At 61.0% G+C, this 15,474-nt stretch carries 16 protein-coding genes; 5 read left to right on the plus strand and 11 right to left on the minus strand.

Going from position 1 to position 15,474, the window contains the following annotated elements:
* Nucleotides 1–39: 39 nt before the first annotated feature.
* The 3 genes from M2366_RS13450 to glnK form a co-directional block, all read right to left on the minus strand.
* Complete coding sequence (locus M2366_RS13450; protein WP_224433047.1) at nt 40–1,047, minus strand: Fe(3+) ABC transporter substrate-binding protein; 1,008 nt, start codon at nt 1,045–1,047, stop codon at nt 40–42.
* Nucleotides 1,048–1,226: 179 nt separating this feature from the next.
* Nucleotides 1,227–2,468 (minus strand): ammonium transporter, encoded by a 1,242-nt coding sequence (locus M2366_RS13455; RefSeq protein WP_224431321.1) that lies wholly within the window; start codon nt 2,466–2,468, stop codon nt 1,227–1,229.
* 35 nt (nt 2,469–2,503) lie between these two features.
* A complete protein-coding gene (gene glnK / locus M2366_RS13460) occupies nt 2,504–2,842 on the minus strand; it encodes a P-II family nitrogen regulator (protein WP_005904813.1) in 339 nt (112 codons plus the stop codon).
* A gap of 202 nt (nt 2,843–3,044) precedes the next feature.
* Here glnK and arfB point away from each other — a divergent pair, with 202 nt between their 5' ends.
* The gene (arfB, locus tag M2366_RS13465) at nt 3,045–3,461 is read left to right on the plus strand and encodes an alternative ribosome rescue aminoacyl-tRNA hydrolase ArfB (RefSeq protein WP_042044226.1); all 417 of its coding nucleotides are present in this window, start codon (nt 3,045–3,047) and stop codon (nt 3,459–3,461) included.
* Nucleotides 3,462–3,778: 317 nt separating this feature from the next.
* Here the strand turns inward: arfB and M2366_RS13470 are convergent, their stop codons facing one another.
* The 7 genes from M2366_RS13470 to M2366_RS13500 all read right to left on the minus strand — a co-directional run bounded on the left by M2366_RS13470 (nt 3,779) and on the right by M2366_RS13500 (nt 11,197).
* Nucleotides 3,779–4,975, minus strand: coding sequence for a NupC/NupG family nucleoside CNT transporter (locus M2366_RS13470; protein ID WP_259269943.1), 1,197 nt, complete (start codon nt 4,973–4,975; stop codon nt 3,779–3,781).
* Nucleotides 4,976–5,156: 181 nt separating this feature from the next.
* The gene (locus tag M2366_RS13475; protein ID WP_259269944.1) at nt 5,157–6,092 is read right to left on the minus strand and encodes a LysR family transcriptional regulator; all 936 of its coding nucleotides are present in this window, start codon (nt 6,090–6,092) and stop codon (nt 5,157–5,159) included.
* Nucleotides 6,093–6,162: 70 nt separating this feature from the next.
* Nucleotides 6,163–6,702 (minus strand): glutathione peroxidase, encoded by a 540-nt coding sequence (locus M2366_RS13480; protein ID WP_259269945.1) that lies wholly within the window; start codon nt 6,700–6,702, stop codon nt 6,163–6,165.
* Between the two features lie 117 nt (nt 6,703–6,819).
* Nucleotides 6,820–7,383 (minus strand): NnrU family protein, encoded by a 564-nt coding sequence (locus tag M2366_RS13485; RefSeq protein ID WP_259269946.1) that lies wholly within the window; start codon nt 7,381–7,383, stop codon nt 6,820–6,822.
* Between the two features lie 167 nt (nt 7,384–7,550).
* Nucleotides 7,551–8,684 carry a glycerate kinase gene (locus M2366_RS13490; protein ID WP_259236995.1) on the minus strand — a complete coding sequence of 378 codons (1,134 nt, stop codon included), beginning with the start codon at nt 8,682–8,684 and terminating at the stop codon, nt 7,551–7,553.
* A 9-nt stretch (nt 8,685–8,693) separates the two neighbouring features.
* Nucleotides 8,694–9,956: a GntP family permease gene (locus M2366_RS13495; RefSeq protein WP_259269947.1), complete on the minus strand. Its 1,263-nt coding sequence runs from the start codon at nt 9,954–9,956 to the stop codon at nt 8,694–8,696.
* A gap of 125 nt (nt 9,957–10,081) precedes the next feature.
* A complete protein-coding gene (locus M2366_RS13500) occupies nt 10,082–11,197 on the minus strand; it encodes a sugar diacid recognition domain-containing protein (RefSeq protein ID WP_259269948.1) in 1,116 nt (371 codons plus the stop codon).
* 187 nt (nt 11,198–11,384) lie between these two features.
* Between M2366_RS13500 and M2366_RS13505 the strand changes: the two genes are divergently transcribed.
* From M2366_RS13505 to M2366_RS13520, 4 genes are all read left to right on the plus strand, one after another.
* Nucleotides 11,385–11,759: a YacL family protein gene (locus tag M2366_RS13505; protein ID WP_042044234.1), complete on the plus strand. Its 375-nt coding sequence runs from the start codon at nt 11,385–11,387 to the stop codon at nt 11,757–11,759.
* 50 nt (nt 11,760–11,809) lie between these two features.
* A complete protein-coding gene (locus tag M2366_RS13510; RefSeq protein ID WP_005905686.1) occupies nt 11,810–12,109 on the plus strand; it encodes a hypothetical protein in 300 nt (99 codons plus the stop codon).
* Nucleotides 12,110–12,254: 145 nt separating this feature from the next.
* Nucleotides 12,255–12,902: a DUF3047 domain-containing protein gene (locus M2366_RS13515; protein WP_259269949.1), complete on the plus strand. Its 648-nt coding sequence runs from the start codon at nt 12,255–12,257 to the stop codon at nt 12,900–12,902.
* Nucleotides 12,903–13,008: 106 nt separating this feature from the next.
* Nucleotides 13,009–13,875, plus strand: coding sequence for a CPBP family intramembrane glutamic endopeptidase (locus tag M2366_RS13520; protein WP_259269950.1), 867 nt, complete (start codon nt 13,009–13,011; stop codon nt 13,873–13,875).
* 48 nt (nt 13,876–13,923) lie between these two features.
* Here M2366_RS13520 and M2366_RS13525 read toward each other — a convergent pair whose 3' ends face one another.
* On the minus strand, nt 13,924–15,417 hold the full coding sequence (locus M2366_RS13525; RefSeq protein ID WP_259269951.1) for an alkaline phosphatase D family protein: 1,494 nt from the start codon (nt 15,415–15,417) through the stop codon (nt 13,924–13,926).
* Nucleotides 15,418–15,474 lie beyond the last annotated feature (57 nt).

Below are 15,474 nucleotides of genomic sequence, written 5' to 3' on the forward strand. Positions count from 1 at the left end.
GAGTCCACAAAAATGGATGGGGCCCCTGGCCCCATCTGATTACAGATCGAACTTGACTTCGTCGAGCAGCTGCAGCGCATCCTTACGGTGCTTGGCATAGTCGCTGACCGGCAGGGCATCGACCTTGAAGCTGCCCCAGGATTTGACCATGGCGGACGGCTCAACACCCGGCTTGACCGGATACTCGGCATTCACCTCGGCATACATGTGCTGAGCCTGATCACCGGAGAGGAACTCCATCAACTGCTGCGCTTGCACCTTGTTTTTGGCGTACTTGGTCATGGCCACACCGCTCACGTTGACGTGGGCGCCACGATTGGTCTGATTCGGGAAGTTGATCTCGACCGCCTCAGCCCAGGCCTTCTGCTCCGGATCCTTGAGCATGGCGCCCAGGTAGTAGCTGTTGCCCAGGGAGACATCACAGATGCCATCCTTGATCGCCTTGACCTGATCCCGATCGTTACCCTGAGGCGTGCGCGCCAAGTTGGCCTTGACCCCTTCCAGCCAGGTCTTGGTATCCGCCATGCCGTGATGAACGATCATGGAGGAGATCAGGGCGACATTGTACTCATGCTTGCCGCTGCGGGTACAAATTTTGCCTTTGAATTCTGGCTTGACCAGATCTTCGTAGCTGATCTCGGCAAGTTTGCCCAGACGCTCTTTGCTGGAGTAGATGGCCCGCACGCGAGTGGTCAGGGCAAACCAGCGATTATCCGGGTCGCGGTAGGCGGCCGGGATATTCTCCTGCAGCAGCTTGCTGTCTACCGGTTGCACCAGATCCTTGTCGACCAGATCGGTCAAACGGCTGATGTCCACGGTCAGCATCAGATCCGCCGGGGAGAGTTTGCCTTCACGCTCCAGGCGCTCGTTGAGCCCCTCTTTGGCAAAGACCACATTGACCTTGATCCCTGACTCCTTTTCGAACTGCTGGATGATGGGCTTGATCAGCTCATCCTGACGGTTCGAATAGACATTTACTTCCTGTGCAGCCATGGCGGCGGGAGCAGAAATGGCCGTCAATGCCAGCGCCAATAGTGTCTTCTTGATCATGGAGTCAATTCCTTGGGATGAACGCGAATAGTGAGAATTATTGTTGTTTGCATTCTGCCTGAGGAAATTGCCATATCGCAAGCCGATTACCGCATCCGCATCACAAATTTACTCAACGATAAATAAAAGGGCCGGATGGAATCCCATCCGGCCCTTTCAGCTGAGTTAACCGTCAATTAATGGCTGCTTTTCACCGTCACAAACTCCGGATAAGCATCCACACCACACTCGTGCAGATCGACACCCATCATCTCTTCCTCTTCGCTGACCCGGATCCCCAGGGTCGCCTTGAGCAGGAGCCATACCACCAGAGATGCGAGGAACACCCAACCGAAGATGACAGCCGCACCGAGCAACTGAGCGCCAAAGGTGGTTGCTTCATTGCTGAAGGGTACGACCATCAGGCCGAAGAAACCGCAGACGCCGTGCACCGACAAGGCGCCGACCGGATCATCAATCTTCAGCTTGTCGAAGCTGACGATGGCATAAACCACCAGGCCACCGGCCAGGACACCGATCAGGCTGGCAAAGAGCGGGCTGGGTGAGGCAGGGTCGGCCGTGATGGCGACCAGACCGGCCAGCGCACCGTTCAATACCATGGTCAGGTCAGCCTTGCCCCAAGTCAGCTTGGTCACCAGCAGGGCGCCCAGGGCGCCGGTGGCGGCAGCGGCGTTGGTGTTGACGAACACCTTACCGATGGCACTGGCGTTGGCCGCATCGGACAACATCAATTGCGAACCACCGTTGAAGCCGAACCAACCCATCCAGAGGATCAGGGTGCCCAGGGTCGCCAACGGCAGGTTGGAGCCGGGGATGGGGTAGATCTCGCCATTCTTGCCATATTTGCCACGACGCGCCCCCAGTACCAGTACGGCGGCCAGGGCGGCGGCGGCACCCGCGAGGTGCACGATGCCAGAGCCGGCAAAGTCGGAGAAACCAGCCTCTTTCAAAAAGCCGCCACCCCAGGTCCAGTAACCCTCAACCGGGTAGATGACCCCAGTCATCACCACGCAGAACAGCAAGAAAGACCAGAGTTTCATCCGCTCGGCCACGGCGCCGGAGACGATGGAGGTCGCCGTTGCCACGAACACCACCTGGAAGAAGAAATCAGACTCGAGCGAGTGACTTGCCCCCTCGGCCTGAGTACCGAGCAAGGTGCCAACACTCGGCAGCCAACCACCGGCACCGTTGTCGACGTACATGATGTTGTAACCGATCAGCAGGTACATCACGCAGGCGATGGTATAGAGCAGGACGTTCTTGGTCAGTATCTCCGTGGTGTTCTTGGCGCGCACCAGGCCCGCTTCCAACATGGCGAAACCGGCGGTCATCCACATGACCAGGACCCCGGACATCAACAGATAAAAGGTATCCAGCGCAAAACGCAGCTCACTGACACTCTTGGCTAACTCTTCCATGACAATCTCCTAACAGCTTCCCTAATTCCAATGACTCACAGCGCTTCGTCGTCTGTCTCGCCGGTGCGGATCCGCACCGCCTGCTGCAGCTCATAGACGAAAATCTTGCCATCCCCAATCTTGCCGGTGTAGGCCGCCTTGCAGATCGCCTCGATCACGCTCTCCACGTTGTCGCTGATGGTGGCAATCTCCAGCTTGACCTTGGGCAGGAAGTCGACCTGATACTCGGCGCCACGGTATAATTCGGTATGTCCCTTCTGACGGCCGAACCCTTTGACCTCGGAGACGGTCAATCCCTCGACGCCGAGATTGGCAATGGCTTCACGCACATCGTCCAACTTGAAGGGCTTGATAATCGCAGTAATCAATTTCATCTGGTTGCTCCCAATCCATGGTGTGTCGATATAGTGCAATCAATTCTTGTGCCAAGAATTTTTATTGTTATATTTCAATAAGATAAAATAAACATGGCCTAACCCCTCTCCGCAGACTCTCCAAGGGGGAGCAGAGCGCCCCACGATGAGGCACCATCCTTAAACAAGGTTAAAAAATGCACCAAATTGGTTCAGTCACTCCATGCTAGTCATCTCGGAACACGTCACCCTGCCCTGGCATGAGTTGCAGTTTCAGGCGATGCGCGCCCAGGGCGCCGGGGGGCAACACGTCAACAAGACAGACTCGGCGGTCTGGTTGCGCTTCGATTACCGAGGCTCCCCCAGCCTGCCAGAACTCTATAAAGAGGGGCTGGACAGGCTCAGTGACAGCCGGGTACATGACGGCTTCATCCTGATCCGGGTCGAGACCCATCGCAGCCAGGACATGAACCGCAAGGAGGCCATGAGCCGACTGGTGGAACTGCTGACCAAGGCCGCCTGGCGACCCAAGGCCCGCCGAGCCACCAAGCCGACCAAGGGCTCCCAGCGCCGCCGAGTCGAAGCCAAGAAGCGCAAGGGCGACATCAAATCCGGACGAGGCAAGATAGCCCTGGATTGACACCGGCTGGCTGAGTGAGGAGTGATCTCCCTTCCAAAAGAGAGGGCTTTGCGGCGAAAAGATGAACATCAGATGAAGGCCACTCTCAGAAGTGCTTCAGAAGAGCGGGGGCATGATGAGTGCGTACCTGGATGGACATCACCCATGCACGTGCACCCATGTGACACTTCCAATCTGTTTTCTCGCGCCTCTTCCCTGGGGCGCTTTTTTTGTGCCCTCTTCCCTGGCTAACCCGCCTCATGACATGGGCAACATCCGGGAACAAAAAGGCCCGCCGAGGCGGGCCATGACCGGAAGGTGCTAACTTCGGGGGTCAATCAGATAGCGAGGAACAGACCTGCCAGGGCGGCGCTCATCAGGTTGGCGAGCACCCCGGCCAGTATGGCCCGCATGCCGTAGCGAGAGATGAACGCCTTGCGCTCCGGCACCATGGATCCCAGGCCGCCGATCAGGATCGCCATGGAAGAGATGTTGGCGAAACCGCACAGGGCGAAGGTGACGATGGCCTTGCTCGACGGGTCCAGGGTCTGATCCTGCACCAGCGCGATGAACGCCACGAATTCGTTGATGACGACCTTGGTGCCAATCAGAGCGCCAGCAGCCTGAGCCTGATCCCAGGGCACACCGATGAGCCAGGAGACAGGGGCAAACAGCCAGCCCAGGATCAACTGGAAGCTCAGCTCCCAACCCAGCAAGCCACCGGCCCAGCCAAGCAAGCCGTTGAGCAGGGCTATCACACCGACGAAGGCCAGCAGCGTGGCCCCCACGGCGACCGCAATATTCAGACCTGACATGGCGCCATCGGCGGCGGCTTCAATCACGTTGGTCGCACGAGGGATCTCCACATCCTGATGATGATCCTGTTCATCCGCTGCCGGCGGCACCAATATCTTGGCCATGGCCAGACCGGCCGGGGCAGACATGAAGGCCGCCGCGATCAGGTACTTGAGCTCCACTCCCAGGCTGGCATACCCCACCAGGGTGCCGCCCGCCACGGAAGCGAGGCCACCGCTCATCACCGCGAAGAATTGCGAGTCGGACATCTTGGCAAGGTAAGGTTTGACCACCAGCGGAGCCTCGACCATGCCGACGAAGATATTGGCGGTGGCTGAGAGGCTCTCGGCCCGGCCAGTGCCGAGCAGCTTTTGCAGACCGCCGCCGAGCAGGGCGATGATCCTGGTCATCAAGCCGATGTGATAGAGGATGGCGATCAGCGCCGAGAAGAAGATGATGACCGGCAGCACATTGAAGGCAAAGATGAAGCCGAGTTTGAACTTGGCCAGGTCCCCAAACAGGAAGGCGATCCCCTCCTGGCCGTAACCGATGACGCTGCTCACGCTGTCACTGACGGCATTCAATACCCGCTGACCGGCGGGAAGCCAGAGCACCAAGGCGGCGAATACGATCTGCAGGGTGAGGGCGCCGCCCACTGTTCTCAGTGGGATACGACGGCGATTGTCAGAGCAGAGGGTGGCGAGCGCCAGTATGCAGAGCATGCCGAGCAGGGCTATCATGGGGACTCCATCGGGGGGATTTCAGATGGGCGCGGATTCTGCACCCCTCCCCTGATGACTGCAAGCTGGCAAGGTTATCAGTCTGTTACCAACCACCTCTGCGCCAACCACCCGGATCCAAGCACTTGATTCCCCTCGTCTTATTTCGCTCCCACCCACAACTGTTTACTCATGGAAACAATCATTCCTCCAGGCCGGACAATGCTTGTCCCAACCAGGGCGCCAGACGCTGTTGCCAATAGGGTGGCGTACCGAATCCCTCTTTGAGGAAATCGATGAAGAGGCGGATCTTGGGATCCAGATGTTCTCGGCGGGCATACACGGCATGGACCGCCATCTTCTGGCTCGGACGCCACTCGGGCAGCAGCGGGATCAGGGCGCCGGATTGCAGCTCCTTGTCGAGCAGATAGTTGGCGATATAGGCCACCCCCAGCCCGGCCAGCGCGGCGTCGCGTACCGCCTCCGCCAGATCGACCCTGTAGTTGCCCGCCACCTGCACGCTCTGGCGCTCCTTCTCCTTGCGAAAGTGCCACTCCTGATAGCGCCGCTCCCGGCTCTGATAGGTGATGCAATTGTGGTCTAGCAGATCTCGCGGCGTGAGCGGCGTGCCGTGGCCGAGCAGGTAATCGGGGGAGGCCGCCAACACGAAGCCGATATCGGCCAGGCGCTGGCCTATCAGCCCCTGGGGCTTGTCTTCATAGGTGGTGATCCAGAGATCCAGTCCCTCATCCACCAGATTGGTTCGGTGATCGAACAGGGAAACTTCCAGCTCCAACTCGGGATAGCGCTGCTGGAAGGCCTTGAGGCGGGGGATCACATGCAATCGGCCAAACGACTGACCCACCCCTAGATGCAGTACGCCACTCACCTTGCCGCGCCTGTCCGCCACCATGGACTCCGCTTCCTGCGCCTGGGCCACCAGGGCGCGGCAGTGGCGGGCATACTCCTGCCCCAATTCGGTCAGGGCGAAACGGCGGGTGGTGCGCTGCACCAGTTGGGCACCGAGATCGGCCTCAAGCTGGGCCAGCTGCTTGCTGATGTGGGACTTGGAGACGCCGAGCCGCCGGGCGGCGGCCGAGATGCCCTGTTCGCGGACCAGGGCATCGAAGATCAACATTTGCGGGAGTCGGTGCAGCACGATATGACCTGAACAAGGGAGCGGGGCACCATTATTCCAGAGCTGCCGCTCAGGGGGTAGCGGCGAGTGCCTGCCGTAGCTGCGCGAGCAGAGGATCCTCATCCGGGCGCTGACGCGATCCATAACTCGCCAACAGCTGGCCATCCCGCCCGATCAGATACTTGTGAAAATTCCAGGCTGGCGCCTCGTTGGCCGCCAGCGCCAGTCCCTTGAACAGAGTGATAGCCTGATCGCCACGCACCGAGACCCGGTTGAACATGGGGAAAGTGACCCCATAGTCCCGCTGGCAAACTGCGGCCGTCTCCCCCTCCTCCCCCGCTTCTTGCTGGAAATCATTGGAAGGGAAGCCGAGGATCAGCAACCCCTGGTCACGATACTCTTGGTTGAGTGCCTCCAACCCCTTGAACTGTTTGGTGTAACCGCAATAGGAGGCGGTATTGACCACCAGCACCACCTTGCCTTGGGTGAGCTGGCACAGGTTGTGGCGCTGGGTGCTGTTGAGCTCGCGCTGCTCCCCGGAAAAATAGTCGGGGCAGCCAGCCAGGGCAGAGTGACCCCAGAGCAGCAATATGAGTGCGATTCCCTTCATGCTCTTCTCCTTTTTTCATCTGACCCCGGGCTGCTCACCAAGAGCGGGCCAGTGGTTATGGTCAGCCTCTGAACTCTCTACGCTGCAGGCGGGGCTTTGGCTCAATCCACCCATGACTCAGCGTAGTGCCATGCCGGTCAGCCAGCCGTGCCCCCCGAAGATCAGTACGACTGTGGCCACCAGGCCCAGACCCAGGCTAGTCAGCGTCCCCTGCCAGCTTGCCTCGGGACGCGCCACCCTGCCCCAGTCACGGATCGATATCCAGACGATGCTGACCAGCGCCCAGAGCCCCAGGCCGCCAAACAGGATCAGAGAGCGGGCCTCGGCATTGACCAGCAGGTGAGCGCCACTCCAGATCAGGACACCGAGCAGCTGGGGATGGCGCAGCCAGCGCCGGAAATGGTTCGCCCCCAGGCCCGAGCAGAGCAGGATCATCGCCAGGGGCATCAGCCCCTGTACGGCCGCCGGCCCCCAGGAGGGCGGGAAGTAGAGCGGCATCGGGTAGAGGCTGCGCCAACCGGCCACGATGCAGCCGATAGCGACCAGCAGCAGCAGGGAAAACATCCCCTTATAACGACTCTCCCCCAAACGCGCCCTGAGCCGAACCCTGTGGGCCTGGGCAAAGCAGGGGTAGAGATGCACCAGGGCGAACAGCAGCACTCCCAGCATCAGCAATAGCATGGCGACCTCCTTGAATGTCTGGGAACACTATGACGCAAACGGGCCTGATGACCTATAGAAACAGCCGTCGGCTCCGTGGGGGATTGAGAAGGAAAAGGGCGGATAAAAAGATGCCGGCCAGGGGCCGGCATTGAAAATGTGCCGCATCCGAGGATGCTGCAACGGGATCAGAGCTTCAGTTGGTAAAGAGCCGCCACGTTACGGGAGGTCAGCATCAGATTGGTACTGGCGGTTTCCAGCGCCTCCGGCAGCGACATGGCCCGGTTGACCACGGCGAAGACGGCATCTATGCCATGTTCGTGGACCACGCCACAGTCATCGGTCAGGCAACCGGCGATGCCGATCACCGGCTTGCCAAACTGCTTGGCGCAGCGCGCCACCCCCATGGGGGTCTTGCCATGTATGGTCTGGCTGTCGATGCGACCCTCGCCGGTGATGACGAGATCCGCATCTTGCAGCACGCTGGCCAGATCCAGGGCCTCTATGACGATCTGGATGCCCGGCTTGAGCTCGGCGCCCAGCAGACCCACCAGCGCGGCGCCCATGCCACCGGCGGCACCTGCCCCCGGGATATCCTTCACCTGGCAACCCAGGGCCGCCTCGATGCAATCCGCGTAGTGGCTCAGGTTATTGTCCAGTTGCACCACCATCTCGTAGTTGGCGCCCTTCTGGGGACCAAACACGGCCGAGGCCCCCTTGGGACCGCAGAGCGGGTTGTTCACATCGCAGGCCACCTCTATGGTGAGATCCGCCAAACGCGCATCCAGCCCACTCAAGTCGATCGTCGCCAGCTCGGCGAGGGCGGCGCCCCCGAAGCCAATGGCGCTGCCGTCTGCCTTGAGCAGTTTGCCGCCCAGCGCCTGGATCATGCCAGCGCCGCCATCATTGGTGGCGCTGCCCCCTATGCCGAGGATGAGGTGAGTCACCCCCAGATCCAGGGCGGCCAGGATCAACTCACCGGTACCGACGCTGGAGGTCAGCAGGGGGTTGCGCTGCTCGGGCGCCACCAGATGCAGGCCGGAAGCGGCTGCCATCTCGATGACGGCGCGCTTGCCATCCCCCAGCAGGCCGAGGAATCCCTCGACCTTGTTACCGAGCGGGGCCGTCACTTCGGCGGTCACTATGCGACCGTCGGTGGCATCGACCAGGGAACGCACCGTGCCCTCGCCACCATCGGCCATGGGCAACTTGACATAGGTCGCATCGGGCAACACCTGTTTGAAACCCGCCTCGATGGCGTCGGCCACTTCCATGGCACTCAGGCTTTCCTTGAAGGAGTCAGGGGCAATTACAATTTTCATATCAATTCCTTAGGCAACACCAAGTACGCCAAACATCAGGGTAGAGACAACTGCAATGGTCAAACCGACTGCCGTTTCGTAAGGGATAAGCTTCAAGCGCTCGCTGATGCCCATGTGGACGCTGCCGCCCGTTGCATGGAAGAAGGAGCCATGGGGCATGTGGTCGAACACTGTGGCACCGGCGTGGATCATGGCGGCACCCGCCAAGCCACTGATGCCGAGTTCGAGCAGGGTCGAACTGAAGACGTTGGAGGCGACCACAGTCCCGGCGGTGGTCGAGGCGGTCGCCAGGGACATCAGGGCACCGGAGATGGGGGCCAGCAGGTAGGAGGGCAGACCCGAGGCAGTCAGGCCGCTGATCAGTACATCCTTCAGCCCCGAGTTGGCGATGATGCCTGCCAGGGTACCCGTACCGAGCAGCATGATGGCCACAGGTGCCATGCGGGCCAGACCCGAGACGGCAAACTGGTTCACCTTGCTGAATTTACCCATCATCAGGGCGCCGACCAGGCCACCCAGGGGCAGGGCGATGAGGGGATCCACCACTATGCCAGCCACGGGACGCAGGGCCAGCAGCAGTATGGCCACCAGGGGCGCACTGATGGCGGCGGCAAAGCCGGGCAGAGCAGCCTTGTCGACGCTGACCACTTCCTCGGCGGTGACCTTGGTACCCTTGTTGTTCAGACGCTTGGCCAGCCAGTAGGCCATGACCAGACCGAAGATACCGGGGATGATGCCAGCCGCCATGACGGAGGTCAGGGGCAGATGGAAGGCGTCCGCCGCCGCGATGGCGTTGGGATTGGGGGACATGACGTTACCTGCCTTGCCACCGCCTATCATGGCGAGCAGTATCGCTGGCTTGGAGAGGTCGGCGCGCTGGGCAATGGCCAGCGCGATAGGCGCCACTGTGATGACGGCGACGTCCACGAAGACGCCGACCGCGGTCAGGATCAGGGTCGCCAGGGCCAGGGCCAGCAGGGCCCGGGTCTCTCCCAGTTTCTTGATGATGGTCTCGGCGATGGTGGTGGCCGCCCCCGATTCAATCAGGACGCCAGCCAGCACACCGGCGGCCAGGATGCGCATCACCGCTGTGGTGATCCCCTGGGCGCCGCCTATCATCAGGGCAACGGTCTGGGTCAGGTCGGCGCCGCCGATCAGACCCCCCGCCAGGGCTCCCACTATCATGCCGTAGGCGGGCGGGACCCTCTTCAGGATGAGAAAGATGGCGATGGCGAGCGCCGCTAGGGCGCCGATGGCGGTAACTGGGATCATGACAGGCACCTTTTTATGTGTGGGGTTCAGGTGTCGTCATTATCGGGAAATCAACCGGAAATACTTTGTAAAAAAAGACAAAGACAACGGTTTTACATTGGTCTTATTTGTACATTACGACAAATTCACTCTCCGAGACTGAAACCGAGATAGAGTAAAAACTTATCATCTAACTTGTTGATATTTAAACCTGTTATCTGCTCGATCCGGGTCAGCCGATAGCGCAGGGTATTAGGATGAATGAACAACAATTCCGCCGTACGATGCAGATCACAATCCTGCAAGAAATATTGGCGCAGCGTCTTGTACAGGACTCCCTTGCTGTCCTGTTTCGCCAGGGCGCGCAGGGGTGCCAGCAGCTGAGTCGCCTGCCAGGAGTCCGCCAGACTACCGAGCAGTACCGGCAGGCGGTAATCCTCGAAGAAGTAGACCTGCTTGCGCGGCGCCTGCCGGCGACCCCGGCGCAGGGTATCCCGGGCAGTCTGGTAGGAGAGCACCAGACCCTCGATGCCAGGGAAGTAATCCCCCACCCCGATGCGCACCTTGAAGTCCGGGATCCGCGCCAGTAGCTGCTTGATGCGGGTCCGCTCCTGACTCGATTGCCAGACCCCATCGTTCAGTTGAGCGGGCTTGAGCACCACTATCTCGTCCAGACCATTGATGGCCACCAGGTTGTCCCGCTCCGGGTATTCGAGCAGCTGCACCAGCTCCCGTAGCCGGGCAGGATCGGCCTCTTCCAGGCTCAACACGGCCACCACCCTGGGCTTGGCCAGGTCCAGCGCGAGAAAATGGGCCGCCTGTTGCAACTGATCCACCCGCCCCTCCCCCCGAATGAGTTGCAGCACCAGCTCCTCCTTGTGGCGCTTGTCCCACTGCAGCTGCTCGGTGAGGGCGGCCTGTTCGAGGATCAGCTCAGCCGTCATCCGCACCAGCTCGGCATAAGCACGAACGATGTCCGGGTCACCGGAGATACCGATGACACCGATGAGCGCCCCCTGATAGGCGATGGGCAGGTTGATGCCAGGCCTCACCCCCTTGAGCTGCTGGGCGGTCGCCTCGCTGATCTCCACCACCCTGTTGTCGGTCAGGGCCAGCACGGCCCCTTCGTGGCGCTGATGCAGACGCTCCGGGTTACCGGAGGCAATGATCAAGCCCTGTTCGTCCATGACGTTGACGGAAAAAGAGAGAATTTTCATGGCCCGGGTCACGATCTGGCGGGCGAGCTGCTCATTCAATTGCACGGTAGGCTCCTGTGGATGGCTCCCCCGGAAGGATGGTCTGGCTGCATCCATTGTCACATCATCAAGACAAGCGAGGGGGGGATCGCTAGAATAGGCCACTTTACTCGATGTGAGCCTCGAGGTGGTGTCCCAATTCGGGCACCTGTCTGGTCTCCATCCGAGCGCCAAGCTGACGAGAACCTCTTTTATGGACTATGAATTTCGACGCGATCCCTTCGGTGGCTATCGCGCCCGCTTCTCCATGGGCCATGAGGCCATAGGCCAGTGGCTGATCGACGAAGTGGGCAAGGATGAAGAGAAGCTCGACGAGCTCTTCGGCGTCATCGACCAGCTCTCCAATCGCACCCTGATGGAGTACAAGATGCTGGGCGGCGACTACTCGCTGCTGCTGACGATAGAGGAAGCCGAGGTCAAGGCCAATGTCCTCAACATAGCGCTGGATGAGGATCTCGACGACCTGGCCTACTACGATGATGAACAGCTGGCCATGTGCGGGCTGGAAGATTTTGCCCAGGTGCTCAGCTCCTGGCGCGCCTTTATCCGTAACGAGGATATGGGCTGAACAAACCGATCAAGGGCGAGCGTGCCCTTCGTAACCCAACAGGATTGACTATGTCTATTTACGATTTTGATGACGAATTGCCGGAAGAAGAAGATCAGGAAGAGAGTGGCAAGAAGCCTGCCGCTCCTGCCAAGAAGAAGGGCAAGCAGGTCATGAACACCCAGGTGAACCTGAGCCCCCGTGATGCCAGCCGCCTCAATGGCATGCATATCGAAGCCATCTCCACCCTGGACGATGTCAGCCTGCCGAAGAACGTCATCTTCAAGGCGGGCCTCATCGCCCTGGGCGAGCTGGCGCCGACCAAGCGGGCCGATATCATAGCCCGTGTGATTGCCGAGTCCGGCCGCTAAGCCGCGCCCTGCCTTCACCCATAAAAAGACCGGCTCAGGCCGGTTTTTTTATGGGTAGCCGTGCCCCCTGTCTCTCCCCCTGTAACCAAAACCCCTCTGCCCCGGTCTGTGTTATTGATTGCCAGGACCACCAGAGGAGTTCCCCATGCCCGGTATTTCCCCCTGTTTTGCCCTGATATTGTGCACCCTCTCGGCCACCGCCGGTGCCGCCAGCCTGATCGTTGAGAACGGCCTGCCCTCTCCCCTTATTGGCTGGCCCGAAAAATCGTTTCAGGGGCACACCCGCTACAGCGACGTCGAGGAAGCAGGGAGCATAGTGCTGCGGGCCGAGGCCGATGGCAGTGCCTCCGGCAAGTTTCTGGATCACACCATCGATCTGAACAAGACCCCTATTCTGAGCTGGCGCTGGAAGGTGGCCACCGTCGCCGACGGGAATGCTGACGAGCGCAGCAAGGCGGGGGATGACTACCCGGCTCGCCTCTATCTGGTGGTCAAACGCGGCCTGTTCGGCCTCTCCAGCAAGGCCATCAACTATGTGTGGTCTGCCCATCAGCCCCTGGGCAGTCATTGGCCCAATGCCTTCACCGAGCAAGCCATCATGCTGAGCGTGGAGAGCGGCCCGGCTCATGCGGGGCAATGGGTCAGCTACCGCCGTGATGTCCGCGCCGACCTCGCCCGTCTGCTGGGGGAGCCGATCGACCAGATAGACTCCATCGCCATCATGACAGACAGCGACAACGGGGGCGGCCTGGCCCGAGCCTGGTACGGAGACATCCGCTTCTCGGCCAGATAGGCAGGCCAGCTCGGACGAGCGCCACGCCATTCACCCCATCTTTACCATCCGTTTGCCACCCGGATGCAGAAGGAGTCATTGTTGTCTTCCCTCTCCATCCCTTGCTATGCTCTGCGCCCTTTTAGTGCGCCGGAGCCCGGATTTGTCTCTCCCTATCGATATGCTTGTCTGGGCCCTGCTGGCTGCCAGCACAGGGCTCACCCTGGCCCGGCGGTGGCACGCGAGCGCTCTGCTGCTCGTACTTTGTCTGTTGGCCGCCCTGCTGATGGGGCGACTCAGCCCCCTCGCCCTCAGTCTGGTCGTGATGGGACTCGCCCTGGCGGGCAACCTGCATCGTCTGCCCGCCTCCTGTCGCCCCGCCGCCCGGGGGCTGGTGCTGCTCTGGGCATTGGCACTCATGCTCCACCAGCTCCCCGGCTTCGACAATTTGAAGATGCTGGACAAGGTGCAGGCGGGGCCGGCCAGCGTCCCCTTTAGCCTCTATCTGAATCTGGACAAGCCCCTGGCCCTGTTCGGCCTGCTGCTCGCCTGGCGAGATCTGCTGGGGCCGGGGGGCCTGATACGCTGGCGGCCGCTGCTCCTGCTCACCCTTCCCCTCGCGGGCTTGCTATTGGTGGCCTGGGGAGTGGGCGCCCTCAAACCCGAGGTAGGCCTGCCCAGCTGGTGGTGGCTGTTTGCCCTCAATAATCTGCTGCTCACTTGCGTCTCGGAAGAGGCGCTGTTTCGCGGCTGCCTGCAACAGCGGCTGAGTGAGCGCTTCACCCCCTTGACGGGCTTGCTGATCGCAAGCGGGCTCTTTGGCATGGCCCATCTGGCTGGCGGCCCGCTGCTGGTCGGCTTCGCCGCCCTGGCCGGGCTCTGCTATGGCTTGGCGTTTAACTGGAGTGGTCGCCTGAGCATCGCCATCGCAGTCCACTTTCTGTTCAACTTCGCCCACCTGGCCCTCTTTACCTACCCCCTGGCCAGTCGCTAAGCCATGAAAAAAGGGCCCCAACCGGCCCTATTCACCCCCTCCACTCCCTCAGGCCAGCGGGTAGCTGGCCGCCAGACCATTTTCACAATGCCAGTTGGCCCACAGCTTGCCATCGCTGCCCATCTGCAGGGTGGCGAAGTTGCGAGTGCGCAGGTAGACGGGGGCGCCGAACGGCTTGATAAGCTCGGTGCGGATCAGCCGACTCTCGTCGAGGTACTCGGGGTCGTCATTGGTCATGGCGAGGATCCCCATCCACTGGAACTGGGTCGGACAGGGATGCACTATGCCGGAGGAGACCAGTTGATGCACATTCATCACCCCCTTGCCCACCCGCCTGTCCTGGATGACCCCGAGACAACCCACGTGCACATCCCCGGACAGGATCAGGGTTCTGGAAGCCCCCTTGTCGGCCTTGCGCCGCTGCTGGGCGTTGTCCAGCAGTCGCATGATGAGGCGGGCCCGCTCCCCCTCGTGGGCCTTGGCGCGCCAGTGATCCTTGAGATCGTCGGTCAGTTCCTCCTCCCAGGGGGTGGCATCCAGCGCCGCCTCGGTGAAGGAGAAGTCCCGATAGACCACCGGCACCCCCGCCATCACCAGCAGGTGCCCCTCGCTGCAGGCGGCCAGGGCGCTATTGACCTGATCCCACTGCCCCCGGCTCATCACCTGGGTTTGAGTGCGGGTTGCCCTGTTGTCCAGCGCCAGGATCTGATAGCCCCTAAAGGTCAGACGCCAGGAGTGGTGACTCAGGGCCGCCGGATCCAGCAAGGAGCCATTGGCGCCGGAGCGCAGCTGGAACAGCCGGAAATACTTGGCGGCGGCGGCATAGATGGCGCGATAGACCTCGCAGCCCTGCAAGTCGGCGGGGTAGCTGCCCCAGCCATCGAAGATGTCGTGATCGTCCCACATCATGGCGCTCGGCACCCGGGCCAGCATGCGCGCCACCTCGGGGCGGCCCCACTGCTTGCAGTAGAGCTCGCAATAGAAGCGGTCGAGCTGCTCCTCCATGGTGCGGGTCGCCTTGCGTTTGACCTTCTCGGCCAGGTTCAGCTCGTTCCAGGCTTTCAGGGTCGGCACCTGGGTCCAGAGAGAGTCGGCATAGACCTGATCGCCGCCCATCAGCAGCAGGGAGAAGGGGTGCGCCTGATGTTCGGCGGCAAGCTTGTCCCACATGGCGTAGGGCTGGGGGGTGGAGGTGAGCAGCTTGAAGTCGGAGAAACCGTTGCAGGAGGCATAGCCAATCAGCACCTGATCTTTCAGGCCCGGCAGATGAAACTGCCATTGGCTGGCCCCGGCCAGATCCTGGGCGGGCACCCCATCCAGCAGGATCTCGTAGCCTATGGTGCTGGTCTTGGCCTTGGCGGGGGCCGACCAGAGCGCTCGCCAGAAGCCGCCTTTGGGAGTATCCGCCTGCTTGCTGGCGGCCAGCAGCTTGCCATTGACCCTGACGTCAGCCCCCTTGCACTCCGCCCCCGCCAGAAAACAGATGCTGTATTGTGTGTCGGATTCGAGCCCCAGCAAGGGGCCCATTACCAAAGTCGTCATCGCTTATCCCTCCATGATTTCACCCATGCAGCATAGCGAAACAGACCCCTTTTCATA

Source organism: Aeromonas sp. BIGb0405 (genome assembly GCF_024807335.1).
In the GTDB taxonomy this organism is placed as follows: domain Bacteria; phylum Pseudomonadota; class Gammaproteobacteria; order Enterobacterales; family Aeromonadaceae; genus Aeromonas; species Aeromonas rivuli.